This window comes from Pseudoalteromonas sp. KJ63-1 (assembly GCF_055808145.1).
In genome coordinates this window covers 883,116-907,633 of sequence record NZ_CM147855.1, presented here as the reverse complement: position 1 = coordinate 907,633, position 24,518 = coordinate 883,116, and the positions used below count along the sequence as shown (strand labels likewise).

The following is a 24,518-nucleotide window of genomic DNA, read 5'->3' as shown; positions in this document are numbered from 1 at the left end:
ATCTTAACTATTTACTAAAACTCGGGGTTATTACTTGTAAATATAGCTAATCTAACATTGTATAAATTATATTCTGCAATTGAGCTGATCATTGCTGTGTATACGCTAATATTTGCTCATGTTTAATCTAAATCATGATTATTAAAATAAAGTAGTAAAGGTTAACTATTGTTGAATAACTTGGTGCCTGTAACCCCTGGTAAATAAAGCGGTTTTATATGTTTTCAATAGAACTTAAAACCAATTAAAAGCTAGCTTAGCAAAGACAATATTACTTGTGTTGTTAAATATCTTTTTTGATAAGCTTAAGTGTTTATCGCAACAACTAGGGTTTTACCCCCTAGTATTTAACAATTACATAACGGATGTGTGATAGCTCGCTCAACGCTTCCCCTCGTACAAAGGTCTATGTATACTTAGGCGCAATTGTAACTAGGATAAGGGTGTGACTCTTACCTAAACGTATAGCTGCGTTTAGCAAACCATTACCTTAGCTGCATAAAAACACTGATGATCGAGCATTTATTATACTTTTAAAAAGTACCAATTTAGCTAAATAAAAAACCACAAGGTCATCAAAACAATAATGAATTAGGAAGTAAATATGAGTTCAAATTCTGACAGTGGCTGGTTTGGTCACCCTAAAGGACTTTCGACCCTATTTTTCACAGAAATGTGGGAGCGAATGAGTTATTACGGTATGCGAGCTATGCTCGTATTATTTATGACAGCAAGTTTACAACAAGAAGGCCTAGGATTTACCGTTGCTTCTGCTGCTGCAATTTATGGCTTATACACAGGTTCAGTGTACTTTTTAGGTTTACCTGGTGGCTGGTTAGCAGATAGATTATTTGGTGGTCAAAAAGCAGTATGGTACGGCGGTATCATCATCATGTGTGGCCACATTATTTTAGCCGTTCCACATGAATATTCTTTTTTCATTGGTTTAATCTTTGTCGCAACGGGTACTGGTTTACTTAAACCTAATATCAGTGCCATGGTTGGTCAGCTTTATACTGACGAAGATGAACGCCGTGACGGTGGTTACGCTATTTACTACATGGGTATTAACTTAGGTTCTTTAATTGGTTACTACGTTTGTGGTTACTTTATGGAAAACGTAGGTTGGCACTGGGCATTTGGTGCGGCTGCTGTAGGTATGGCTATTGGTTTAATACAATACAAACGTACACTTAATAACTTACCAGATCATAGCTCGTTACCTGCGAACCCATTAAGCCCTAAAGGAGCTTCACGTGCATGGGGCGGTATTGCTGCGTTTGTAATTGTTGTTGCCGGCGTGACTGCTGCAGCGATGACAGGCACTATAGTTATTAACCCGACTATTGTTGCAGGTTATACAGCAGTTGTATTTACTGTTATCTTTTTCATCTACTTTGGCCTTGTTTATTTTAAAGGCAAACTAACCGACGCTGAAAAGCAAAGAATGTGGGCGCTGTTTTTAGTTTGTGTTGCTTCTGCGTGTTTTTGGTCTGGCTTTGAACAAGCGGGCTCTTCATTAAACCTATTTGCTCGTGACTACACAGACCGTCTTATTGGCACATTTGAAATTCCAACGACTTGGTTCCAATCTCTAAATTCGTTATTCATTATTGCCCTATCACCATTTTTTGCCGCTCTTTGGATTAATTTATCTAAGAAAATGGTATCGCCCACTTATAGCGTAAAATGTGCATTGGGCCTCGTTATTATGGCTTCAGGCTTTTTAGTTATGTTCATGGCAGCGCATTACGCAGCTGAAGGCTTAAAAGTAGCTCCTTACTGGCTGGTTACTACGTACTTCTTACATACAGTGGGTGAGCTTTGTTTAAGCCCAGTTGCATTGAGTGCGGTAAGTAAATTATCTCCTCGTCGCTATACGGGTCAAATGATGGGTGTATTTGTACTTACCTACTCAATTGGTAACGTAATTTCAGGCTTACTTGCTGGTAACTTTGATCCTAACAATGTTGCAGAAATTCCTAACCTTTACTTACAAATTGCATTATTTAGTATCGGTGTAGGTATCATCTTAGTACTGATGAGCTTCAAAGCTAAGGTATGGGAAAAACAAGGTTTAGAGCAAACCTCACCAGCCCAATAATTTAAATTAATCACAACGCGTAATTATGCGCTTTGATTAATGATATTAAATACCCCCTGCAGCTAACTGCAGGGGGTATTTTTATGGCTAACCTATTTGTTACAGCGTAATACATACTACACAGTAAGTGGAGTTAGTGAATCAACCCCTCAGTATCTATTGTTTTGTTAATGTCGTAAGCAGCTACGCTCAGGTTGAGTGTAAACAATAAAATACAAAAACCGCTCTTTTTTTAGTGTATAAGAACTAAAAAAACAGATGGAAAAATAAATTTAAAACAAATAAAATCAATAGGTTACATTTAAAATTCATACATTATTCTAGCTAACTAATTTTTACTTACCTAGGCTCGTATGTAAATAAATGTCATGCTTTGCTAACCGTCCCGTAAAATTTACACACGCGCCATTTACTAAATCACAACACCCTCTTCCCCAAAGCAGTAATCTAGTTAATCATGCAGGCAATACGATAACTAATAATCGCAGTGCTTAATTGCGGGAGTAATTATAATGAGTGAAGTAAATAATCCTTTAGGTTTGGTTGGTATTGAGTTTACTGAATACGCAACGCCCGATGCCGATTACATGGACAAAGTGTTTACCGATTTTGGTTTTTCAAAATTAAAAAAATTCAAAGGTAAAGACATTGTTTATTACAATCAAAACGATATTCATTTTTTACTAAATAATGAACGCGACGGCTTTTCAGCTGAGTTTGCTAAAAACCACGGCCCAGCAATTTGTTCTATGGGCTGGCGTGTAGAGAACGCTCAAGCAGCATTTGAAGCAGCGGTTGAGCGTGGCGCTAAGCCTGCCACTGATGCAGCAAATAAAGACTTACCGTACCCTGCTATTTACGGCATTGGCGATAGCTTAATTTACTTTATTGAACAATTTGGTGATAAAGGCTCTATTTACGATAATGATTTCGAGGATCTGAGCGAGCCAAACAAAGTAGAAAGTAAAGGCTTCTTACGTATCGACCACCTAACCAACAACGTATATAAAGGTACTATGGAAACATGGGCTAACTTTTATAAAGATGTGTTTGGTTTTACCGAAGTGCGTTATTTTGATATTAAGGGCCAAAAAACAGCCCTGCTTTCATATGCATTAAAATCACCATGTGGCACCTTCTCTATTCCAATCAATGAAGGTAAAGGTAACGATAATAACCAAATTGATGAATACCTAGGTGAATACAATGGCCCAGGTGTGCAGCATTTGGCGTTCTTAACTGACGACTTAGTAAGCTCACTAGATAAGCTTGATAAATCGACTATCGCTACTTTAGATATTATTCCAGAGTACTACGATACTATTTTTGATCGTGTTCCATGGGTTAAAGAAGACAAAGAAAAAATCCGTGAACATCAAATCCTTGTTGATAGCCAAAGCGAAGATTGCTATTTACTGCAAATTTTCTCTAAAAACTTATTTGGTCCTATCTTCATTGAAATGATTCAACGAGTTGATGATGGCGGCTTTGGTGAAGGTAACTTCCAAGCGCTGTTTGAATCAATTGAACGAGATCAAGAACGCCGCGGCGTTTTATAAGCAAATAAAGTAACTTTAAAAAGCAGCGTATTTCGCTGCTTTTTGTCGTTTAATCGTAATTGAGAGGTAAAACTATCTCTCTGTGTGTTTAAATCGCGTTTTTCATCACCATATAGCTAGGTAAAATATGAAATTATCGGGTGCTATATTCTTATTTAATAAATTGATATTTATACTGATTAGCGCGACCAACTAAACCAAAGGAAATGTAATGAGTTTAATTAACGAAACCCATGATATAAATTTAACTAGCTGGGTAGCATCAGCAAATGATGCACAATGTGACTTCCCCATTCAAAACCTACCATTTGCAGAAGTACGTCGCAAAAACAGCAATGAAGCTTTTCGTGGTGCTGTTGCCATTGGCGACCAAGTTATAGATTTAGCAAAAGTAAATGAACTCGGTATTTTTTCAGGTAACGCCCAAACTGCCGTTACATCTGCAAGTAACCCGACTTTGAACGAATTTATGGGATTAGGTGAGCAATATTGGTCAGCGCTTCGTTTAGCACTGTCTAAAGCATTACGTGAAGGTTCTGCTCATCAAGAGCAACTAGCACAAGCGCTCATACCTCAAACCGAAATTGAATTTGCTCTACCGTGTCGCATTGGCGATTACACTGACTTTTACACATCGATTTATCATGCGACTGCCGTAGGAAGTTTATTCCGTCCTGATAACCCATTACTACCAAATTACAAATGGGTGCCGATTGGTTACCATGGTCGCTCATCGTCTATTGGGGTGTCTGGTCAGCAGTTTCATCGCCCTAAAGGACAAACTAAAGCGCCAGATGCAGAAGTTCCTTCATTTGGTCCATGTAAGCGCCTTGACTACGAGTTGGAACTAGGTATTTATCTAGGTAAAGGTAATGAGCTTGGCGATGCTATTGCAATTGAAAATGCTGAAAAGCATGTATTCGGCTTTTGTGTTTTCAACGATTGGTCAGCACGTGACTTACAAGCATGGGAATACCAACCGCTGGGTCCATTCTTAGCTAAAAACTTCGCATCAACCGTGTCTCCATGGATTGTAACTACCGAAGCACTTGCACCATACAGAACAAGTTGGACGCGTGATGAAAACGATCCGCAGCCACTAGAGTACTTAGAATCAACGGCTAACCGTGATCAAGGCGCATTTGATATTCAAATGGATGTTAAAATTCAAACGCAAAAAATGCGTGATGAAGGCTACAACCCAACTCAAGTGTCTAAGTCTAGCTTTAAACACTCATACTGGACTGTAGCGCAAATGGTAACTCACCATACCGTAAACGGTTGTAACTTTATGCCAGGCGATATGCTGGGCTCTGGCACGCAATCAGGACCTACTCACGAAGAAGCGGGTTCATTACTTGAGCTTTCTCGTGGTGGCAAAGAAAAAATAACTTTAAGCAATGGCGAACAGCGTAGCTTCTTGGAAGACGGCGACAACGTTATAATGCGTGGCTGGTGTGAAAAAGAAGGCTTTGCACGAATTGGCTTTGGCTCTGTGGAGAGCACCATACTACCAGCAAAATAATACATAAAATCAATAAACTAATAAAAAAGGGTTGCTGAATAAGCCGCCCTTTTTTATTAATTAAGCCGAAGTTACAATTTTTTTCTGGCTTTTTTAGTTCAAATTGCTATCTTAAATCCGTTAATAGCCAGTGTATATGTGACATGCCTGTATTTATAAAATCTTTCTTTCATAAGCATTTTCCAGCTCGTCAGCTGCTTATTCGCCAAAATGGTGAAGTAAAGCATGTTGTTTTGGCGCCTTGGTTACAGGTTTCTGTGCTTGCTATTATTTTCATTGCTATTGCATGGATCAGTATTTCGAGTATCCGTGTTTATATGCAAACACACCAAATTTCTCATATCGAGCAAACTCAGTTTGATAAGCAAGTACAATGGCAACAAAAAGTAAAGCAACAGCAACAACGCTACGCATTGCAACAAGAGCAGTTAGCTGAACTAGAACAAAAACAAGCTTTATTACAAGGTATGATTGAATCACTCCCAGCTTCTATAAGTAAAGATGCAATAAAATTAGAGGCTGAGCTTGAATCTTCTCCTATCAATGAGAACGAAAGCGAATTTCATGAGCCGCTCGAAGAAGATAAAACACAAAATAAACACGCACAAAACAGTGTAACTAGCTTTGAGCAGCGCTACATCATATTAAATCAGCAATACGATACTAATTTCACGTTACTAGCCGCACAAATTAATCAACGGCACGATGCGATTATAGAAATACTTCAAGGCACGGTTCTTGAGAGTGCACTGGCGCAACATCTAACATTAAGCACACAAACAACGGCGCAAGGTGGCCCGCTAGATATACTCGATGAAAGTAAAATACCACGTACTTTTCTTGCCATTGCCGATAAGTTATTGCTGTTAAACCAGCTTGAGAGTTTTTTAATGGCGTTGCCAAATACTTTGCCTTTGCCTGCTGCTAAGTATTACATTTCTAGTAATTTTGGGCTTAGAAAAGACCCAATGAATAAAAGGCGCGCTTTTCATAAAGGTATCGACTTAGCTGGGTGGCATAAAACAGAAATTTTTGCCCCTGCCGATGGCATTGTTCTTCGTGCAGGCCGTAATGGCGGGTATGGTAACTTTATAGAGTTAGAGCATAAAAACGGTGTTGTAACGCGCTTTGGTCACTTAAACAAAATTAATGTTAAAAAAGGTCAAGCTATCACAAAGCACGATGTCATTGGCTTAATGGGCAGTACCGGAAGAAGTACAAGTACTCATTTACACTATGAAGTATTAATAGACGACAAGCATGTCAATCCACTAAAAATAACAAAGGCGCTTTCTCGTGTTTGGTAAAAATAAACAAGTAAAAACAGACTCATCCATTAAGCGAGTGAGTCACACTCCCTCAATCATTTCTAACGATGTGCGTATAACGGGCTCTTTAGTAAGCCAAGGCGAAGTACAACTCGATGGACGTATCGACGGTGACATTAAAGCCGAACATTTAGTAATAGGCACCTCAGGTGTTGTTGAAGGCGTTGTTGAGGCAAGCAGTGTTGTTGTTAAAGGTAAAATTATAGGCTCTTTAAATGCAAGTGAAGTGAAGATTGAAAATAATGCCCATGTACTTGGCGATATTTTTCACGACACCCTAAGCATAGAGGCCGGTGCTATTATTGAAGGTAGTTTAAAGCAACGCTTTGAAAAAGAAGTCATAGAACATACTAAAGATAAGCCAAAACCGGTTCACGATGTAAAGGCCATTGTTGATAATGAAGACAGTGGGCTTTCGTTTGTAAATAAGCAGCCTGCTGCTAAAAGCTAACTGCATTAGTTTCAAATGGTTTAGCTCACCTATTCTGCTAAACCATTAGTTGCCTCTTTAAAGTCCCTTTGGCGTCTTATATGCTCACTTTTTCTGTGTTATGTACATGGTTATATCTGCAGTAAACACCAGTTCTTTGCGCGTATTGTAAAGCTTTACCGGTACTACTAGGTCTTCTTTATCAACCCATTGATGAGGCAGGTCAATCTCAGCGATAGCAGTAACGTCTGTGTCTACCTTAGCCAAGTACTGTACTGTCATTCCCTTAGGGATCCAACGGTGGGTTTTATAAGGTACCGTTGCATCAACCATTACCCCCGCACACAGCTCAGCTAAATTACATTGAGCGATAGCGTGAATAGTACCAATATGATTGTGCACACGACGAGTATTTTTAACCACAGCGCTACAGTGCCCTGCTTTTAAATCTAAAATCGTCGGTTTCATAGAGCCAAAGTAAGGCGCTTTAAAACACACAGCTTTGCTAAACAGCCAGTTACCAAACGGCAGCTTTTTAAATTTATGCCACGTTTTTATTAATGCAGACTCATTACTCATTATTGTTTTTCCATTGTCTTAACTTAAAAAGCAAATTAACACATCGGATCAGTTTAAAGAAGTGTGATACTTACACAAAAATAATCATAATAAAGTTAAAAGTAGGTAACATGTCTGATACTTCGGTCATAAGCCCTTTCTTTTTCATCAGTCGCCACTTAAAATACCGACAAAAGGAGACCTGATGCAAACACAGCCCGCTAAACCAAACTTAATTCTATTGCTGATCTTAGCGTTACTCGTCATTTTTTGTCCTATGGGCATTGATATTTATTTGCCTGCCTTTCCTACTATTGCAGAGCAATTTTCAGTGAGCGAAAAACAAGTACAGCAAACGGTGGCTATTTTTATGCTTACTGTTGGTCTGGGGCAATTAATTGCAGGCCCTCTCGCTGATCGTTTTGGACGTAAGCCGATAGCCTTAACGGGAGTAACTTTATATGGATTGGCGGCATTAGGTGCATACTATGCTCCTAGCTTTTTAATACTAATGTTTGCCCGTGCAATTCAAGGGTTAGGCGCATGCGCTACCTTTGTTGTTGCCTTTGCAATAGTAAGAGATAAGTTTGGCAGTGAACGCAGTGGCCAAATAATTACCTACCTAAACGGCATAGTGTGCTTTATACCAGCGTTAGCACCCATTTTAGGTGCGTGGTTAACCGTGCAGTTTGGTTGGCAAATGAACTTTCTATTTTTAACTGGTTTTGCACTATTGGGATTTATTGTCACCTTATTCTTGTTCAGAGAAACACGGCCAGCAGACAGCTATTACCAAGGGCATATCTTAGATTTAAGGCGCTTTCTCCCTATTATTTCAACTCCGTTATTTTTATTTAATAGCTTGTTATGTATGGTCACTATGTCAGCTATATTAGTATTTGTAACACTGGCTCCTGGTTGGCTTATTACTGAGTTAGGTGGCAGCGTAGCCGACTTTACCTTTTGGTTCTCGCTCAATGCAGTGCTTAGTATTCTTGCTAGCTTTATCATGCCTATTTACATTAAACGCCAACCAAAAAGAGCTCTAAAAGCAGGTCTTGTGTTGTTAGTGAGTGCAGGCTTACTGATGCTTCTATTAAGCCAATACAAAACCCCATTAGCATTAATGATCCCTATGTTTATTGCAGCCTTTGGCTTTGCTTTAACACTTGGCTCTGCTGCTGGGCGTGCTTTGAGTTTATTCCCTAAACAAGCTGGCACCGCCTCAGCTCTTTTGGGAGCGATGCAAATGAGTGGGGCAAGTTTATTAGTGTTTATTACTCAATATTTAAACTTATCAACCCCTGAGCTCATTGGTACACACTTTTTATTATTAATTCCTTTTTCTTATTTACTGTTTCGTTATACTAAATATGCCTAATAAAATGCACGTTTGCTGAGCCTGTGAATAATAATCACCACAGGCAATTAGCACTGAAGTTAAAACTCTTTACCAAGCGTGCAATATGCCCGCTTTTTATTTCTCTATATGCTTGATAACATTAACTACCAACATATTTTGAATCAAGTGCAATGATCAATCCTGACTTTTTACTCTCATTTTTACTCGCCAGTTTTCTCATGGCCGTTGCGCCTGGACCATCAAACGCATTTTTAATGGCGCAAACTTTTGCAAATGGGCGAAAAGCAGGCATGCAGAGTGCTTTTGGCTTTGCCTTAGGTGGCGTAGTACATACATTTTTTGCGGTTGTCGGTTTAAGCGCTATTTTAAAAGCCTCTGAAACAGCGTATGCCAGCGTACAATATGCAGGTGCAGCCTATTTATGTTACTTAGGTTTTATGATGCTTAAAGGCACCTTTAAGCCCCCCATTTGCGAACAAAATGATAAGCCTCATGTTACAACTAGTAAAAACAAAAATGTGATGTTTCAAGCGATGATGACCGAAGTATTTAACCCTAAGGTAGCTTTGTTTTTTATTGCTTTTATCCCACAATTTGTAGACCCTAGCTTGTCATCTGCAACCTTTCAGTTGGCCTTTTTTGGCCTGCTTTATCCAATCTTTGCTTTTCCTATCGACTGCACGTATATTTATTTCGGTGATAAAATAGCTCAATTTTTTAGAAATCACCCAAATAGCCAGCTCTGGATTGATAGGTTCACCGGCATTGTATTTATTGCCTTGGCTATCAATTTATTACTCTAACTAATAAGAATCAGCATGGACCAAAAAATACAATCTCTTCCAGCTAAGAAAAACATAGCCCTTGTTGCACATGATGGAAAAAAACCGCGCTAAAATTGTGGTGTGAAAAACACACTCCAATGTTAAGTAAACATAAGCTATACGGCACTGGAACAACCGGACATTTAATAGAAAAAACCACCGGTTTGAATGTCGTACAATTACTCAGTGGACCTATGGGTGGTGATCAGCAACTTGGCGCTAAAATAGCGGAACATGAAATTCATGTGTTAATCTTTTTTGGGATCCTCTGGCATCTCAACCGCACGACCCCGATGTAAAAGCATTGCTTCGTTTAGCCGCGGTGTGGAACATTCCTGTTGCTTGTAATGAAGTAAGCGCTGATATGTTACTCAGTTCTCCCCTTATGGACACCGAATTTGAGCGTTCTTTGCCAGATTACGAAAAGTACCTCGCAACCCGACAAATTTCTTTATAGCAGCTTATTTATAAAGCATACTCGCCCATTTAGTCAGGCCTGCGGTGACACTGCCAAAGTGATCACCGTTAACCATTTTAATGTCGCCTAAGTGGGTTTTTAAAGCCGCTTTGATCAGTGGTGATTGCGCACTACCACCCGTTAAATAAATTACATCTGGAGTGGTGTTTGCATCTGCAATAGCTTGTTTTGCCAATGTCACTATTTGGCTAATACTGTCGTCAACGGCTAATGCTAATTCATTAATAGAGATATCTTTATCAAGTGATGAATCTAAAAATGTTAAATCACAATTAAAGTTTTCAGATGAGCTTAGTGCAATTTTTGCCGCTTCAGCTTGTTGAACTAATTGATGGCCTTGCTTATTTTGCTGTAAATGGATTAGCCGTTTATATAAATCAGGCGCACTCACATCGCGTAATTGGGCGCTTAGTTCACGATAGTGCTGGGCACTATAAAACTGGCTTTGTAAATTAACATCGTTAATTTTACATGCCTGCCAAAATGCTTGATTCGGCAAAGGTAAACCCGATTTAAAAGTACTCCCTAAACCGAGTAACGGCATCAAACCATGGTAGCTCAGAGCAATATCTAAATCATTGCCGCCTACTCGCTTTCCGCTATGTGCTAAAAAGTCTGCATCTCGTTGTTGTTTATTCCTAAAACTTGGCCCCATTTGTACAAATGAACAGTCACTTGTACCACCGCCTATATCAATTACCAGCACTTTTTGGTCTTGGGTTAAATCACTTTCATAGTCAATCCCAGCGGCAAGTGGTTCATATAAAAATTCCACATCTTTAAAGCCGGCTCGGTTTGCTGCGCGTGTTAAAATGCTCACGGCTTGTTGGTTTGACTGCTCACCACCAACCGCTTGAAAATTCACTGGGCGACCAATAACTGTTTGGCTTAGCGTATACCCTAACGATGATTCGGCACGTTGTTTTATTTTTAAAATCATTGCTGTGGCAATATCTTCAAAAAAATTAATTTGTCCTTGCTTTAAGCCAGTAGCGCCAAAAAAAGACTTTGGCGATTTTACAAAATAACCTTCTTCGGGAAATTGCACATACTCGCTAATCGCCTCACGGCCGATGAATAGAGTCTCGTCGCCGGCTTGTAGGTCTAGGTCTGATTTAATTCGCGCAAGCGTATTAAGTAATGGTTGGCGCGCGGTTTTGTAAGCATGTTCATGCTCTGAGCCGTTTAAATGCTGAGCTACAAAATCAACGACTAAAGCACTATGATGGGTGTATAGAGTTGATGGAAGATAATGTTTGCCTTGCTCTAAAGGAATGAGCTGAACACGCTCTTTATTTAAAACACCCATAGCACAATTAGAACTACCATAATCAAAACCAACGAACATAGATCACCAAACATCACTAAAAAGGCCGCGCAATTTAGCATAATTGCTAAAAAATATATACTGAATTGGCCTACACTCTTTATTTTTCAGGTCTTTCCCGTAAGAAGCTGGCAAAACGCGGCAAGCCATTTTTAGTGTACCCGTGGTATCGATAAGTAATTGTTGCACCGATAGCTGGCGGATACTTTCGCTCTTTATCACTAAAACCCGTGCCAATAGAAAACGTCTTCCCTTGTTTTGTCTGTACTTTCAATGCGCCAAGCATTCCTGCGTATTTACCTTTACCCGGTAAATGTTCAATTACTAACGCTTCAGCATCTAAATATGGCTTGAGTTTTAACAATACACTAGAGCGACCAGTTGTATGCTTAGCCTCTGCTAAATGAAGCATAACGCCCTCGCCGCCTTGTTTAGTAACCTGATTAAAATGATCACTGAGTTGCTGGTTGTCGCTAAATTGATATTGCTTAACCGCTTTAATATGGGGGCTATTTAGCTTAGTAATGAGTGACAGGTAATTTTGATAACGACGGTGAAAAGGCGTACCGGCATCTGGCATATCAAATACCTGATAAGTAACCCTTTGCCACTGTAAATCGCTGGGTATTTTTGTTCTGACAATACCGCTGACAACAGAAAATTGACCTCGTTTAGTCCATAACTCACCATCTAACCAAACGTCTGGCAAAGGAGCGGTAAACCACTTAGGCGGGTTTATGGAGTTGCCTTGACGGGTTACAAACTGCTTTCCCGTCCAGATTGCTCTTACTCCGTCATACTTTTCACTCACCAAATATTGGCGAATATCTTCATGCTTTGTTTCATCGTAAACATTAGCAAGTTGCACTGGAGGCAATTGCGCCAATAAGCCCGTACTAATGAGGGTTAAAAAAGTAAACAGCGTTGCTTTAATCATTGCTGCATCCTTGCAAATTTAAATATGGCTTAAACTATAGTTGAGATTGAAGCCAGTGCCAAAATTCTTCAAGGCTTTGCATTTGCTGTGTTGCTTTACTAAAGTCGTGCTCCTGTGTATGTTTATTAGCGATAGCTATCACAGCTAAAGCAGCATTATTCGCTGCGGTTACACCGGTGAAAGTATCTTCAACGGCAATCGCATTTTGTGCAGCAACATGCATATTTTTAAGTGCTAATAAGTAGGGATCACCGGCAGGCTTTGGATTAATTACATCATCTTTAGTTACCACGGTATCGAATAAATCATAAAACCCTAATCCTTTTAGTATTGGCTCTGCTTCATGCCTTGCGCTGCCTGTGACTAACGCCATTTTTAAACCTTGCTCTTTAACCGCTAACAGAGCATTTTCAGCATAAGGCATTAAAGGCGGTAAATTGGTTTTAACGTACTCACTAAATAAGCGATATTTTTCATCCGCTAAATAGCGGCTACTTACAGACAAGTTATGAGCTTGTTTTATTTCCTTTGCAGCGTCAATAGTGGGACGTCCCGAAAAGCGCCGACAAAAATCATCTTCTTTATAACACACACCAAAAGGCGCAAGTAATTGGCTCCAACAGTTATAGTGCACACTTTCAGAGTCAACCAAAGTGCCATCCATATCAAATAATACCGCTTCAATTGACATTCTTTTCTCCTGGTTATTGAACCTAAACTTTGGGTAATAAAAAAGGTGCCTAGGCACCTTTAATTAATTTGTGTTACTCAGCCAAACCTGCTGGCGGCTCAGCATAAGCGTCTTCGCCGGTATCTACATCAACTAACTCATAACCTCTCGCTTTGCGCATTACTTTAAGTATCGGCTTTTCAAAGGCGGTTTTTAAGCGCTCAGCATCATCTTTTAACGCATCTAATGTGGTTCCAAATGGTGCTGCACCAGTTTCTGACCAGTTAGTTACTTTACCATTTAGGTTATATTCCACTTCGTGTATTTGATATTGCGCAGCTTCATCTTTGGTTGCTTCACAAAAAATTACACGGTAATTCCAAAATCCAGCCATTACTTTTTCTCTTTAATAAACATATGAGCGCTACTGTAGCAGCTCTACCAAAATAAAAAAGCCTGCACTAGGCAGGCTTTTATCAATAATTACAATTTAACGTTAAACTTTTCGATTAGAAAAAGTTAACTTTAAACTCAGCGCCAATGTAACGCTCTTCATTAACCATAGCTGTATTGTTGTTGAAATCAACACCACCAATCGTCTGCTGCTCGTCAAACATGTTACGCACAAATGCTGATACTTCATATTCGTAATCGCCTTGCGCCCATGCATAGCCAGCACGTAAACCTACTTCTGTCAGTGGCTTACCCTCAAACTCAACTGATTCATATAAGAAAAAGTCAATCTCACTGCGGTACGACACATCAGCGTAAGCAAAGAAATCACCTTCAGCGAGTTCTTTAGTGTAACGAAGTGTGATGTTAGAGATCCACTCTGGTGCATGCGGTAAGCTGTTGCCATCTAAAATAGCACGATCTTCAGGACCAAATGCACCTGGTACTTGGAACGTAGGATCAGTAACAGTACACTGTGCACACACTGCAACGGCTAAATCTTTATCTTTAAGCTCAGTTTTGTTGTAGCTTAAATTAAACGTTGCATTTAGTTCATCCGTTAACACCCACTCAGAATCAATTTCGAAACCATAGCCGGTTGTTTTATCAGCATTTAATAGACGGTTAAAGTTAGCACCACCACCCACTGCCGTTAGCTGCTGGTCATCCATAGTGTAATAAAATACTGTTGCATTTACACGACCTTGGCCATCTAGTACATCAGATTTAATACCTGTTTCAAACGAAGTAACCGTTTCTGAATCAGCAACGGTTACTTCGTCACCAAATAAGATACGACCCTGAATGCTTGGTGCACGGAAACTGTTAGCAATACGGCCATACCAGTTTACGTCATCATTGATTTTGTAGTTAGCCGATAAATCCCAGCTTACGTGATCATCGCTAACATTTTTTTCGATATAAGTCGCTGCACCACCAATTGGGCTAAGCGTGCGGTTAGCTGAGAATTCTTTCTCATCATCTGAATAACGAAGACCCGCGGTTACTTTTAAATCATCAGTAATGGTGTAATCAACTGAGCCGAATACAGCCCACGCTTTAGTATCTTGCTGCTGACTAACAAAACCATTTAATACGCCATTGTTGGCTGTATCATAGCTAAAGTTTTCAATCGTTAATGCTTCGTCGAAGTAAAAAACACCCACCTGATAATTTACGTCACCGGCAAAGTTGCTTGATAAGCGAAGTTCTTGCGTGTATTGGTCTTGGTCTGGAATACCATCAGCACTTTCTGAAGAGAAAGGAATAAAGCCAGGGCCCATTGCAACTGGAACATCATTGATAGAAAATCCGCCGTAACCGCCATCAATATCAGCACGCGAGTAAATTTCTGCACTTTCCCAACCAGAGATTGAAGTTACTGTGTGGTTAGCTAAGTCCCACTCAAGCTTGAGACTTGCACCTTGCGATTCAACTTGCTGCGTCGCACGAGATGCGGCATCGTGATACACCACGTCATTTTCAAAACCATCAACTAAATCGTTAGTACCAGGTTTGATAGTGTTAGCACGAAAGGCAATTGGAGAGCCATCTAAATCACGAACATGGTAGTTAAATAATCCAGTGAAATCGTCACCTTCATATAAAAATTGAATACGGGCTGCTTGTTCAGTGTAACCACCTAAAGCATCTTTTTGCTCAAAACCTGGTGCACGATTATCAATGTAATCGTCTTTATCTTGCCAAAGTACTGAAACACGTGTTGATAAACGATCTGTTAATGAACCACCAACAGCACCTTCAAAGTCAACAGCACCACGACTACCGTAAGATACAGAGCCATAGCCTTCAAATTCTTGACTTGGTTTTACGGTATCAAATTTAACTAGACCAGCCGGTGTATTACGACCAAATAATGTACCTTGAGGACCACGAAGCACTTCAACACGCGCTACGTCAAATACAGGGAAGCCTTTTAAGATTGCGTTTTCTTGTACAATTTCATCAACCACTAGTGACACAGGCTGCGAAGCATTCAAATCGAAATCAGTGTTACCAAGACCACGTACATAAAAGCGTGGGAATGAACGACCAAATGAAGATTCAATAGATAAACTTGGGATTTTCGCATTCATAAAACGAATATCCATACCAGCTGAGCTGTAAGCATCTAAGCTATCGCCTTGCAGGGCTGAAACAGCAACAGGTACTTCTTGGGCGTTCTCTACTCGTTTACGAGCAGTAACTTGAATAACTTCTAGTTGGTTCTTCTTAGCAGTAGTTTCTTGCTCAGCAGCTACGGCTGAAATTGACGTACCTGCTACGGCAGAGAACAACGTTGCATTGATAAGGGTTGCTAACGTAGATCTTTTCATTGCTTTCATGTCGGGGTTAACCTTTTTAGTGCACTCTTGTTCAACGGTTGATGTGTTGCGCAATTATAAAATTACGGATTCAGTCAATTTTTCGCGACTTGCTCTATGCGGCGCGGACCTTATTACCGAGAGTACAAAAACGGCATAAATAAGGCTGACTGAATGCGCAAGATTATATCATGCTGTAATTTATTTACTGCATACTGAACACTAAAAATTAAACTTATTTTTAACACTTAACCACACTATCCCGACATTTAGTGTACTTTTAGCAACCAAACAACCCAAAAGCGGACATATGTCCTTACAATGAATTAGTAAAAAATATAGCGAAATACCGCAACACCTTTTTAGATACTACTTTTTCCCTAATGAACGTGTGAGCGCAATTTCGCCATCAATATGAAGATCTCGCTGTGGAAATGCAATCACCACATCGTGTTGGTCAAACACTTCATAAATACTAAAACGAATATCACTTCGGACTTGTCTTAATCGAGTTTCTGATTCAGCGCAGACCCAAAAAATAGCATTAAAAACTAGCGAGCTATCTGCAAAATCATCAAACAATACGGTTGATTGAGGCGTTGCCAATATTGCCTCATGCTCATCTAATACTTGCTGAATTAACCTTTTAACTAATAACACATCAGAGCCATAAGCTACGCCTACGCTCACAGATGAGCGTGCATTACCGTCAATAAGCGTCCAGTTTGTTACTGTGTTTTCTAATAACTGGCTATTAGGTATAAGCATATGAACACCGTCGTTCCTGCGAATACGAGTAGAGCGAGTATTAATGGTTTCAACCACCCCCTTGGCAGTGCCAACCTCTAAAAAGTCGCCAATACGAATTGGCCGTTCCCACATTAATATCCAGCCACTAATAAAGTTATTAATAATGTTTTGCGCACCAAACCCGACACCAATAGCAATAGCACCCGATACAAAGGCAAATGCAGTCAATGGAATATTAAGTACTTCAAGGGAGGTAAAAAGTAAAATCGCAATACTTAAAATAAAATAAAAACGCGTAAATAAATGCACTGCATCTGGGCTCATTTTTCGCGCTAGTAATGACTTTTTAATTAACTTGCCAATTTGTGTCACCACAACCCACATAGTAAACAAAATTAGCGGTACTTGAATGACTTTTGCTACGGTAATGTGAATGTCATTGTAGCTAAACAATACAAAGGCGAGAATGTGATTAATTTGTTCTAAGTTCATTTATTTTCCATGTGTAAGGCCGCACGCAAATAATTATTTTTATGTGCTAATAATACCCAAGTTTAGCATGCGGTTAGCTTAAATCTATATTTACACTATCTCCCAATTAAGCATACGCAGCCCCACTACTTGGTTATCTGTGTTTAGTACTTAGTCGCTGCTTACTAAGGTTGTATACCCGTTATTGTTGATTTTTACTGCTGTTTTTATCTACATATCGAGCTTTTGTAATCTAATTTGCGTTTAAATCCCGCTTTAAACCGATAAACTTTGTTGTATATACCTCAAAATTTGGTAAGTTAACTGGGTTTTCGACTCGAAAAGCCTATTTCGGCTACTATTTTTTATGGAGTTACTATGCGTAAAACACTGATCGCCACTACGATTGCTAGTGCACTTTTATTATCTGCCTGTTCTTCTGAAAGCACCCAAGAAACAAAACAACAAAGCACAGCACAAGTGCAAGATATCAATGCAAGCAATGTATTATTTAAACCAAGCCCATTACAATACATGGCTCCTGAGTTTGATAAGTTTGGTACCACTGAATACGAAGCCGCATTTGATGCTGGTATTGCTCAGCATAATGCAGAAATTATGGCAATTGCCAATAATCCAGAGCCAGCTACTTTTGAAAATACCTTGGTAGAAATGGAACTTGCTGGTGAACTATTAAACCGCGCATCAGCTGCTTTCTACAACTTATCAGGTCTTATTTCTAACGATGAGTACCAGCGCATTGATAAAAAAATGGCGCCTGTGTTCTCAGCACACTCTGATGACATTTATCTAAATGGTGCATTGTTCGAACGTGTACAAACAGTATACGACAACAAAGATAAGCTAAGCGCTGAAGATCAACGTCTTGTTGATTTTTACTACAAACAGTTTGTTAAAGCGGGTGCTAAACTAAATGATGCTGAAAAAGCAAAAATGCGTGAAATTAACGCTGAGCTTGCAAAACTATCAACGGAGTTTTCTCAAAACGTATTAAAATCGTTTAAAGAAGACGTTATTTTAGTAACAGATAAAAGCAAACTAGCTGGTTTATCTGAAGGTGAAATTGCAGGCCTTGCAGCTGCTGCTAAAAAAGCAGGCAAAGACGGCTACATGATCACCTTAGTGAACACCACACAGCAGCCTATTTTATCTAGCCTTGAAAATCGTGAACTGCGTGAGCAAATTTTTAAAGCGTCAACCAACCGTGCAGCTAAAACCAACGGCCCTATTATTATTAAAGAAACTAACTTACGTGCACAAAAAGCAGAACTGTTAGGCTTTAAAGATTGGGCTTCGTATGTAATGACTTCACGCATGGCGCAAACAACTGATAACGTGTACGGTATTTTAGATGACCTCGCGCCAAAAGCAGTTGAAAAAGCGCAAGCAGAAGCAAAAGCGATTCAAAAAGTAATTAACGATTCGGGCGAAAGTTTCGAACTAAAACCATGGGATTGGTCTTTCTACGCAGAAAAAGTGCGTGCTGAAAAATACGACCTGGATCCAGCCTTAGTTAAGCCTTACTTTGAAATGCAATCGGTTATTCACAACGGTTTATTCTTTGCAATGGAAAAGCTTTACGGCATTACATTCAAAGAGCGTAAAGACCTACCAGTTTACCATGAAGATGTAACGGTATTTGAAGTATTTAATGCAGATAGCAGCGCAATTGGCTTATTTTACATGGACCCATATGCACGTGAAGGTAAACGTGGCGGTGCATGGATGAGTGCATACGTAAGCCAAAGCGGTTTAAAAGGCACTAAACCGGTTATTTATAATGCGCAAAATATTCCTAAGCCAGCAGAAGGCGAACCAACACTAATGACGTTTGACGAAGTGTCGACTATGTTCCATGAGTTTGGTCATGCGGCGCACGGTTTATTCTCTGACGTTAAATACCCAAGCCTAGCAGGTACTGCTACAGCGCGTGATTTTGTTGAATTTCCATCACAAGCACACGAAGACTGGATGATTGAGCCAAGTGTATTAGCTAACTACGCTAAGCATTACAAAACAGGCGAGCCAATTCCTCAAGCACTACTTGATAAAGTACTTGAGTCGCAAAAATTCAACCAAGGTTTTGGTACCACTGAATATTTAGCTGCAGCACTACTAGATATGGAATGGCACTCATTTGGTTCTGATAAAAAAGTAACTGATGTACAACAGTTTGAAAGCGAAGCACTAAAGGCACACGGTATCGATTACTACCCTGTACCACCTCGTTACAAATCAAACTACTTTAGCCATACCTTTGCAGGTGGTTACTCAGCAGGTTACTACGCTTACCTATGGACTGAAGTATTTGCCGCTGATGCCTTTGCTCATATGGAAAACAACGGTGGCTTAACGCGCGAAAATGGCGATAAGTTCCGTAAAGAGATCCTATCAAAAGGTAACAGCCGTGACTTAATGCAAAGCTACATTGAGTTTAGAGGTCAAAAACCAACCACTGATGCATTACTTAAACGCCGTGGATTAGTTGATTAATTAATATTTTTAAGCAACTGATATAAAAGCCCGCTTGCGGGCTTTTATTGTTTATAGAACAATATATAACAGATAAACTGACACCATTACTAAAAACAAGATGAGTGTTATGGGCTATTTATTTGCAGTTACCCTTCTTTGGGCCTTTTCGTTTAGTTTAATTGGTGTGTATTTAGCAGGCCAAGTTGATGCGTGGTTCAGTGTACTAATTCGCGTGGCTTTAGCAGCGTTAGTGTTTTTGCCTTTTTTAAAGAAAACCCCTACTCCCCTTGCGTTTAAACTTATGCTGATAGGCGCACTGCAGCTGGGTATTATGTACAGCTTTTATTACCACTCATTTTTATTTTTAACCGTGCCAGAAGTGCTGTTATTTACTGTAATGACCCCGCTTTACATTACGCTTTTAAACGATGCATTGAATAAAAAGTTTAACTGGCAATTTTTTATTGTCGCCTTTATTGCCGTGTTAGGGGCTATTACTATTCGTTATGAAAACCTAACCAACGACTTTCTACTTGGCTTATTATTAGTTCAAGGGGCTAATATTAGTTTTGCTACGGGGCAAGTAAGCTACAAGCGTTTAATGGTTAATCAAAAACTGGATGACAAAACCGTATTTGGCTGGTTTTTTATCGGCGCACTTGTCATAGCCGTTGCTTGCTATGCACTGTTTGGCAATACCGATAAATTACCTACCAGCTCAACACAGTGGGGCATTCTTATTTACTTAGGTATTGTGGCTTCAGGTTTGGGCTACTTTATGTGGAACAAAGGCGCAACACTGGTTAATGTTGGTGCATTGGCGGTGATGAATAACCTGCTTATTCCTGCCGGTATTATTGTTAATGTGCTTATTTGGAATAGAGATGCCGACATAGCCCGATTAACAATCGGTGCTGCTATTATGTTATTAGCATTAGTGGTCAATCAACTATTAACAAAGCGAAAAGTTAATCCCACTGTCGTTTAATTGTCACTGTTTAGGGTTAAGGTAGGGGCTACTTTTATTTTTAAGGACAAATAATGAAGCGACTTACCCTATTCACTGCCAGTTTATTGCTAACTGCACTTACTGGCTGCGATGACGATGTAAAAATAGTCGAAAAAGAAGTGGTTGTTACTAACACTGACGTTGAAATTGTTGAAGTTCCTACCCCGATTATTGTTGAGGTAGCTCAAGGCACTAATATTCAACTAGGTACTCGCCCCGACTACTTAATTGAAGATATGGCTGACAGCGCACTAAAAACACAATTAGAATCGTGCAAAGAAGGCCCTTTTTATCGTACTGATTTTTCAATTGGTCACCGCGGTGCCCCCATGCAATACCCTGAGCACACAAAAGAGTCTTACATAGCGGCCGCTCGTATGGGCGCCGGTATTGTCGAGTGCGATGTAACCTTTACCAATGATAAAGAGCTAGTATGCCGCCACTCTCAGTGCGACTTGCACACCACCACTAATATTTTAGCTATTCCTGAACTTGCTGCTAAATGCAGTGAGTCCTTTACACCAGCAGACTCGAGCAGTGGCACGCCTGCTTCAGCTAAATGTTGTACCAGTGATATTAGCTTGGCAGAGTTTTTAACCCTTGAGGGTAAAATGGATGGCGCAAACACCAGTGCCACCAATGTTAGCGATTACATGAAAGGTACACCAAGTTGGCGCACTGACTTATACGCCACCTCAGGTACACTCATGACCCACAAACAAAGTATTGCACTTTTTAAAGAGCTAGGGGTAAAAATGACCCCAGAGCTTAAATCACCTCAAGTGAGTATGCCCTTTAACGGTATGACCCAAACCCAATACGCACAAAAAATGCTAGATGAATACACGCAAATGGAGGTACCCGCTGAGCGTGTTTTTCCGCAATCATTTAATTTAGCTGACGTACAATATTGGATTAATACTAATCCTGAATTTGCAGCTCAAAGTGTTTATTTAGATGGCCGAGACAGCGATGCAGGATTTGATCCTAACAACCCCGACACATGGCAACCTAGTATGGCTTCGCTTTTTAATGACGGCGTGAAAATTATTGCTCCACCAATTTGGGTACTATTAACCATAGATAACGAAAATAATATTGTACCATCGCAATACGCTATTGATGCTAAAGCCGCAGGGCTTAATATTATTACATGGAGCCTTGAACGATCTGGGCCGCTAAATAACGGCGGTGGTTATTATTACCAGTCAATTAGTGATGTTATAGATAACGATGGTGACATGATGAGCGTGGTTGATGTACTTGCAAAAGAGGTTGGTGTAATCGGTATATTTTCTGATTGGCCAGCTACAGTTAGCTATTACGCCAGTTGCAATAAAATGCCTGCAAGTATTTAAACCTTAGGGCGTGTTTATTTTACCGCGCTCAGCTATTATGTTGATTTTGCTGAGCGCTTTTATGATCATTCAACACCATAACGCTGACTTACCAACGCCTACAGGCTTAATGCGAACCACCATTTACCGCCCACAAGCATCGGGGCAATATCCTACCATTATTTTTTATTCTGAAATCTTCCAACAAACCGCCCCCATTGCCCGCAGTGCAGCTATTTTAGCCAGTCATGGGTTTGTGGTACTTGTGCCAGAAGTATTTCATGAGCTTAATCCTATTGGGACAGTGCTTACCTATGACGATGCGGGTAAAGATAAAGGTAACAATGATAAATGGACTAAACCTTTAGAGCATCATGATAGCGACACACAAAGCCTTATCGACTTTGTAAAACGCCAGAGTTATTGTTCAGGAAATGTTGGGGCTATGGGTGTATGTATTGGTGGGCATTTAGCTTACAGAGCCGCATTAAACCCACTTATAAAAGCTGCATTTTGTTTATACGCCACCGATATACACAGTAATACACTGCCCGCACAACCCGGAAATAACTCGTTTGAACGCATGGCCGATATACTCGGTGAAATTCATTTTATTTGGGGTAAACAAGATCCCCATGTTCCACAAGATGGCCGAGACAAAATATACCAGCAAGCTGTTCGTACTGGTATAAATTACCAATGGCAAGAAGTTAACGCGCAACATGCCTTTATGCGTGATGAAGGCGAGCGATACGATGCAGCTCTCGCCATAGCAATGTATCAACAGGCTGTTGCCTTATTTAACCGAGCGCTAGCCCTTACGCATACCTAATGCCGTATGCTGTTTTACAAAGTACGCTTTTAAATAATCAATAAACAAACGTAACTTTTTAGATCCCGTCGCCCCTGGCGGGAAAACCCCATACAACTCAATGTCTTTGCTTTTGTAGTCGTCCATTATAATTTGCAGCAAACCCGCTTGTACTTTTGGCCATGCATCGTATAGCGGTATACGCCCTATGCCATGTCCTGCTTCCACAAATGCAGTCCGTGCAGCGGCGTTATTGGTACTGAGGGATCCTTGCATGGTAATGTCGACTTTTTTACCGTCTTTTTGCAAGGTCAAGGTTTTGCTCCCTAGCTGATAAACCACCCACTGGTGCTTTGCTAATTCATCGGGCGTAGTAGGCTTGCCATAATGCGAAAAATAATCAGGCGCACCACAAATACAGGTACTCATTGTGGTTAACTTAGTTGCCTGTAGGTTCGAATCGCGCAGTGCAACCCCTCTAATTGCAAAATCAAACCCGTGTTTAATAATATCCACCACATCATCGGTTAACTGTAAATCTATATCAATTTTGGGGTATTGGCGCTTAAAGGTATTAATTGCAGGCACTATTAATTGCATCCCCACATTAACTGGGCAACTAATTTTTAATAGTCCTTGGGGCTCACTTTTTATATTTTCTATTTGTTGATTAGCAGCATTGGCTTGCTCGGTAATAACGCGGCAGCGCTCATAGTAAGCCATACCGGCTTCAGTGAGCGCCATGGTGCGTGTTGAGCGGTTAAGCAAGGTTACTTCAAGTTGCGTTTCTAGCTTTTTTAAATGGTAACTGGCTACTGCCCGCGTTAACCCTAGTTGCTTTGCCGCTGCAGTTAAACTGCCCTGCTCAACTATTTGTGCAAATACCACCATACTTTTTAATTGTTCAAACGAAACTTTCATCACTGCATCCTACTTGTAGCCTTAAACCATTGTATCAATTATTAAATCAATAAAGTTAAATTTATCATCGTTGTTTAAAGTTACGTTAGTGCATATAGTAACTGCTAAGCAAAGATTACAATTTTAAATCATCAGAAGGAAAAAATAATGGCTAAGAAAATATTAATGGTACTTACTTCACACGCTGATTTAGGCAACACCGGTGAAAAAACAGGTTTTTGGGTAGAAGAATTCGCCGCCCCTTATTATGCATTTGTTGATGCTGGCGCAGAAATCACTCTAGCTTCACCAAACGGTGGCCAACCACCAATCGATCCAACCAGTACATTAGCCGACTTCCAGACTGATGCCACCAAGCGTTACGACAACGACAGTGCAGCGCAAGCATTAATGGCAAATACAAAAGTATTGAGTGAAGTGAATGCATCTGATTTTGATGCGGTATTTTACCCAGGCGGTCACGGCCCATTATGGGATTTAGTAGATAACACAGATTCAATCTCGCTTATCGAAGATTTTGTAAAATTACAAAAGCCAGTAGCTGCTGTGTGTCATGCGAGCGCCGCATTTTTAAATACTAAAGATGCTGATGGCAACGCATTAGTTGCGGGTAAAAAAGTTACCGGCTTTAGTAACACCGAAGAAGAAGCCGTGCAATTAACAGATGTAGTGCCATTTTTAGTCGAAGACGAGCTGATTAAAAAAGGTGGTGACTATCAAAAAACTGACGACTGGGGCGTTCTTGCGCTTGAAGACGGTTTAGTGATCACCGGTCAAAACCCAGCAAGCTCTGAGCTAGCAGCTAAAAAACTACTTACCAAGCTTGGTTAATTACGATTAATC

Annotated in this window: 20 protein-coding genes and 1 pseudogene; 13 read left to right on the top strand and 8 right to left on the bottom strand. The window is 40.1% G+C overall.

Going from position 1 to position 24,518, the window contains the following annotated elements:
- Positions 1-604 precede the first annotated feature (604 nt).
- From AC0L7Q_RS04255 to AC0L7Q_RS04235, 5 genes are all read left to right on the top strand, one after another.
- Positions 605-2,104 (top strand): peptide MFS transporter, encoded by a 1,500-nt coding sequence (locus tag AC0L7Q_RS04255; protein WP_413401445.1) that lies wholly within the window; start codon positions 605-607, stop codon positions 2,102-2,104.
- A 512-nt stretch (positions 2,105-2,616) separates the two neighbouring features.
- Positions 2,617-3,663 (top strand): 4-hydroxyphenylpyruvate dioxygenase, encoded by a 1,047-nt coding sequence (gene hppD / locus AC0L7Q_RS04250; protein ID WP_076918939.1) that lies wholly within the window; start codon positions 2,617-2,619, stop codon positions 3,661-3,663.
- Between the two features lie 211 nt (positions 3,664-3,874).
- Positions 3,875-5,188: a fumarylacetoacetase gene (gene fahA, locus AC0L7Q_RS04245; protein WP_413401444.1), complete on the top strand. Its 1,314-nt coding sequence runs from the start codon at positions 3,875-3,877 to the stop codon at positions 5,186-5,188.
- Between the two features lie 143 nt (positions 5,189-5,331).
- Positions 5,332-6,495, top strand: coding sequence for a M23 family metallopeptidase (locus AC0L7Q_RS04240; RefSeq protein ID WP_413401443.1), 1,164 nt, complete (start codon positions 5,332-5,334; stop codon positions 6,493-6,495).
- Positions 6,485-6,967 carry a bactofilin family protein gene (locus AC0L7Q_RS04235; protein WP_178955509.1) on the top strand — a complete coding sequence of 161 codons (483 nt, stop codon included), beginning with the start codon at positions 6,485-6,487 and terminating at the stop codon, positions 6,965-6,967. The genes AC0L7Q_RS04240 and AC0L7Q_RS04235 overlap by 11 nt, the downstream gene beginning before the upstream one ends.
- Before the next feature lie 84 nt (positions 6,968-7,051).
- Here AC0L7Q_RS04235 and AC0L7Q_RS04230 read toward each other — a convergent pair whose 3' ends face one another.
- The gene (locus tag AC0L7Q_RS04230) at positions 7,052-7,525 is read right to left on the bottom strand and encodes a hotdog fold domain-containing protein (RefSeq protein ID WP_413401442.1); all 474 of its coding nucleotides are present in this window, start codon (positions 7,523-7,525) and stop codon (positions 7,052-7,054) included.
- 184 nt (positions 7,526-7,709) lie between these two features.
- Between AC0L7Q_RS04230 and AC0L7Q_RS04225 the strand changes: the two genes are divergently transcribed.
- The 3 genes and pseudogenes from AC0L7Q_RS04225 to AC0L7Q_RS04215 all read left to right on the top strand — a co-directional run bounded on the left by AC0L7Q_RS04225 (position 7,710) and on the right by AC0L7Q_RS04215 (position 10,148).
- Positions 7,710-8,885 (top strand): multidrug effflux MFS transporter, encoded by a 1,176-nt coding sequence (locus AC0L7Q_RS04225; RefSeq protein WP_413401441.1) that lies wholly within the window; start codon positions 7,710-7,712, stop codon positions 8,883-8,885.
- A 152-nt stretch (positions 8,886-9,037) separates the two neighbouring features.
- Positions 9,038-9,670: a LysE family translocator gene (locus AC0L7Q_RS04220; protein ID WP_418157335.1), complete on the top strand. Its 633-nt coding sequence runs from the start codon at positions 9,038-9,040 to the stop codon at positions 9,668-9,670.
- A 15-nt stretch (positions 9,671-9,685) separates the two neighbouring features.
- Positions 9,686-10,148, top strand: a pseudogene (locus AC0L7Q_RS04215) (methylglyoxal synthase).
- Positions 10,149-10,152: 4 nt separating this feature from the next.
- Here AC0L7Q_RS04215 and yegD read toward each other — a convergent pair.
- The 6 genes from yegD to AC0L7Q_RS04185 all read right to left on the bottom strand — a co-directional run bounded on the left by yegD (position 10,153) and on the right by AC0L7Q_RS04185 (position 17,122).
- On the bottom strand, positions 10,153-11,517 hold the full coding sequence (yegD, locus tag AC0L7Q_RS04210; RefSeq protein ID WP_413401438.1) for a molecular chaperone: 1,365 nt from the start codon (positions 11,515-11,517) through the stop codon (positions 10,153-10,155).
- Between the two features lie 79 nt (positions 11,518-11,596).
- Entirely contained in the window at positions 11,597-12,433 is an 837-nt protein-coding gene (locus AC0L7Q_RS04205; protein WP_409424945.1) for a DNA ligase, read from the bottom strand.
- A gap of 34 nt (positions 12,434-12,467) precedes the next feature.
- On the bottom strand, positions 12,468-13,124 hold the full coding sequence (locus AC0L7Q_RS04200; protein ID WP_409424944.1) for an HAD family hydrolase: 657 nt from the start codon (positions 13,122-13,124) through the stop codon (positions 12,468-12,470).
- A 73-nt stretch (positions 13,125-13,197) separates the two neighbouring features.
- Positions 13,198-13,497, bottom strand: coding sequence for a hypothetical protein (locus tag AC0L7Q_RS04195; RefSeq protein WP_248473382.1), 300 nt, complete (start codon positions 13,495-13,497; stop codon positions 13,198-13,200).
- Between the two features lie 115 nt (positions 13,498-13,612).
- Positions 13,613-15,901, bottom strand: a complete 2,289-nt coding sequence (locus AC0L7Q_RS04190) for a TonB-dependent receptor (protein WP_413401437.1) — start codon at positions 15,899-15,901, stop codon at positions 13,613-13,615.
- Between the two features lie 348 nt (positions 15,902-16,249).
- A complete protein-coding gene (locus AC0L7Q_RS04185) occupies positions 16,250-17,122 on the bottom strand; it encodes a mechanosensitive ion channel family protein (RefSeq protein ID WP_413401436.1) in 873 nt (290 codons plus the stop codon).
- Positions 17,123-17,479: 357 nt separating this feature from the next.
- Between AC0L7Q_RS04185 and AC0L7Q_RS04180 the strand changes: the two genes are divergently transcribed.
- The 4 genes from AC0L7Q_RS04180 to AC0L7Q_RS04165 all read left to right on the top strand — a co-directional run bounded on the left by AC0L7Q_RS04180 (position 17,480) and on the right by AC0L7Q_RS04165 (position 22,775).
- Complete coding sequence (locus tag AC0L7Q_RS04180; protein WP_413401435.1) at positions 17,480-19,615, top strand: M3 family metallopeptidase; 2,136 nt, start codon at positions 17,480-17,482, stop codon at positions 19,613-19,615.
- Between the two features lie 109 nt (positions 19,616-19,724).
- The gene (locus AC0L7Q_RS04175; protein ID WP_413401434.1) at positions 19,725-20,585 is read left to right on the top strand and encodes a carboxylate/amino acid/amine transporter; all 861 of its coding nucleotides are present in this window, start codon (positions 19,725-19,727) and stop codon (positions 20,583-20,585) included.
- A 53-nt stretch (positions 20,586-20,638) separates the two neighbouring features.
- Positions 20,639-21,964 (top strand): glycerophosphodiester phosphodiesterase family protein, encoded by a 1,326-nt coding sequence (locus AC0L7Q_RS04170; RefSeq protein WP_413401433.1) that lies wholly within the window; start codon positions 20,639-20,641, stop codon positions 21,962-21,964.
- A gap of 61 nt (positions 21,965-22,025) precedes the next feature.
- Complete coding sequence (locus tag AC0L7Q_RS04165) at positions 22,026-22,775, top strand: dienelactone hydrolase family protein (protein ID WP_413401432.1); 750 nt, start codon at positions 22,026-22,028, stop codon at positions 22,773-22,775.
- On the opposite strand, the gene AC0L7Q_RS04160 is transcribed toward AC0L7Q_RS04165, so the two are convergent.
- Complete coding sequence (locus AC0L7Q_RS04160; protein WP_413401431.1) at positions 22,755-23,675, bottom strand: LysR family transcriptional regulator; 921 nt, start codon at positions 23,673-23,675, stop codon at positions 22,755-22,757. The genes AC0L7Q_RS04165 and AC0L7Q_RS04160 overlap by 21 nt on opposite strands.
- 147 nt (positions 23,676-23,822) lie before the next feature.
- Here AC0L7Q_RS04160 and AC0L7Q_RS04155 point away from each other — a divergent pair, with 147 nt between their 5' ends.
- A complete protein-coding gene (locus AC0L7Q_RS04155; RefSeq protein WP_413401430.1) occupies positions 23,823-24,506 on the top strand; it encodes a type 1 glutamine amidotransferase domain-containing protein in 684 nt (227 codons plus the stop codon).
- Positions 24,507-24,518 lie beyond the last annotated feature (12 nt).

Bases quoted from the DNA above. Each gene is read 5' to 3' on its own strand.
- AC0L7Q_RS04255 (WP_413401445.1), top strand. From the start codon at position 605: ATGAGTTCAAATTCTGACAGTGGCTGGTTTGGTCACCCTAAAGGACTT.
- hppD (WP_076918939.1), top strand. From the start codon at position 2,617: ATGAGTGAAGTAAATAATCCTTTAGGTTTGGTTGGTATTGAGTTTACT.
- fahA (WP_413401444.1), top strand. From the start codon at position 3,875: ATGAGTTTAATTAACGAAACCCATGATATAAATTTAACTAGCTGGGTA.
- AC0L7Q_RS04240 (WP_413401443.1), top strand. From the start codon at position 5,332: ATGCCTGTATTTATAAAATCTTTCTTTCATAAGCATTTTCCAGCTCGT.
- AC0L7Q_RS04230 (WP_413401442.1), bottom strand. From the start codon at position 7,525: ATGAGTAATGAGTCTGCATTAATAAAAACGTGGCATAAATTTAAAAAG.
- AC0L7Q_RS04225 (WP_413401441.1), top strand. From the start codon at position 7,710: ATGCAAACACAGCCCGCTAAACCAAACTTAATTCTATTGCTGATCTTA.
- AC0L7Q_RS04220 (WP_418157335.1), top strand. From the start codon at position 9,038: ATGATCAATCCTGACTTTTTACTCTCATTTTTACTCGCCAGTTTTCTC.
- yegD (WP_413401438.1), bottom strand. From the start codon at position 11,517: ATGTTCGTTGGTTTTGATTATGGTAGTTCTAATTGTGCTATGGGTGTT.
- AC0L7Q_RS04205 (WP_409424945.1), bottom strand. From the start codon at position 12,433: ATGATTAAAGCAACGCTGTTTACTTTTTTAACCCTCATTAGTACGGGC.
- AC0L7Q_RS04200 (WP_409424944.1), bottom strand. From the start codon at position 13,124: ATGTCAATTGAAGCGGTATTATTTGATATGGATGGCACTTTGGTTGAC.
- AC0L7Q_RS04195 (WP_248473382.1), bottom strand. From the start codon at position 13,497: ATGGCTGGATTTTGGAATTACCGTGTAATTTTTTGTGAAGCAACCAAA.
- AC0L7Q_RS04190 (WP_413401437.1), bottom strand. From the start codon at position 15,901: ATGAAAGCAATGAAAAGATCTACGTTAGCAACCCTTATCAATGCAACG.
- AC0L7Q_RS04185 (WP_413401436.1), bottom strand. From the start codon at position 17,122: ATGAACTTAGAACAAATTAATCACATTCTCGCCTTTGTATTGTTTAGC.
- AC0L7Q_RS04180 (WP_413401435.1), top strand. From the start codon at position 17,480: ATGCGTAAAACACTGATCGCCACTACGATTGCTAGTGCACTTTTATTA.
- AC0L7Q_RS04175 (WP_413401434.1), top strand. From the start codon at position 19,725: ATGGGCTATTTATTTGCAGTTACCCTTCTTTGGGCCTTTTCGTTTAGT.
- AC0L7Q_RS04170 (WP_413401433.1), top strand. From the start codon at position 20,639: ATGAAGCGACTTACCCTATTCACTGCCAGTTTATTGCTAACTGCACTT.
- AC0L7Q_RS04165 (WP_413401432.1), top strand. From the start codon at position 22,026: ATGATCATTCAACACCATAACGCTGACTTACCAACGCCTACAGGCTTA.
- AC0L7Q_RS04160 (WP_413401431.1), bottom strand. From the start codon at position 23,675: ATGAAAGTTTCGTTTGAACAATTAAAAAGTATGGTGGTATTTGCACAA.
- AC0L7Q_RS04155 (WP_413401430.1), top strand. From the start codon at position 23,823: ATGGCTAAGAAAATATTAATGGTACTTACTTCACACGCTGATTTAGGC.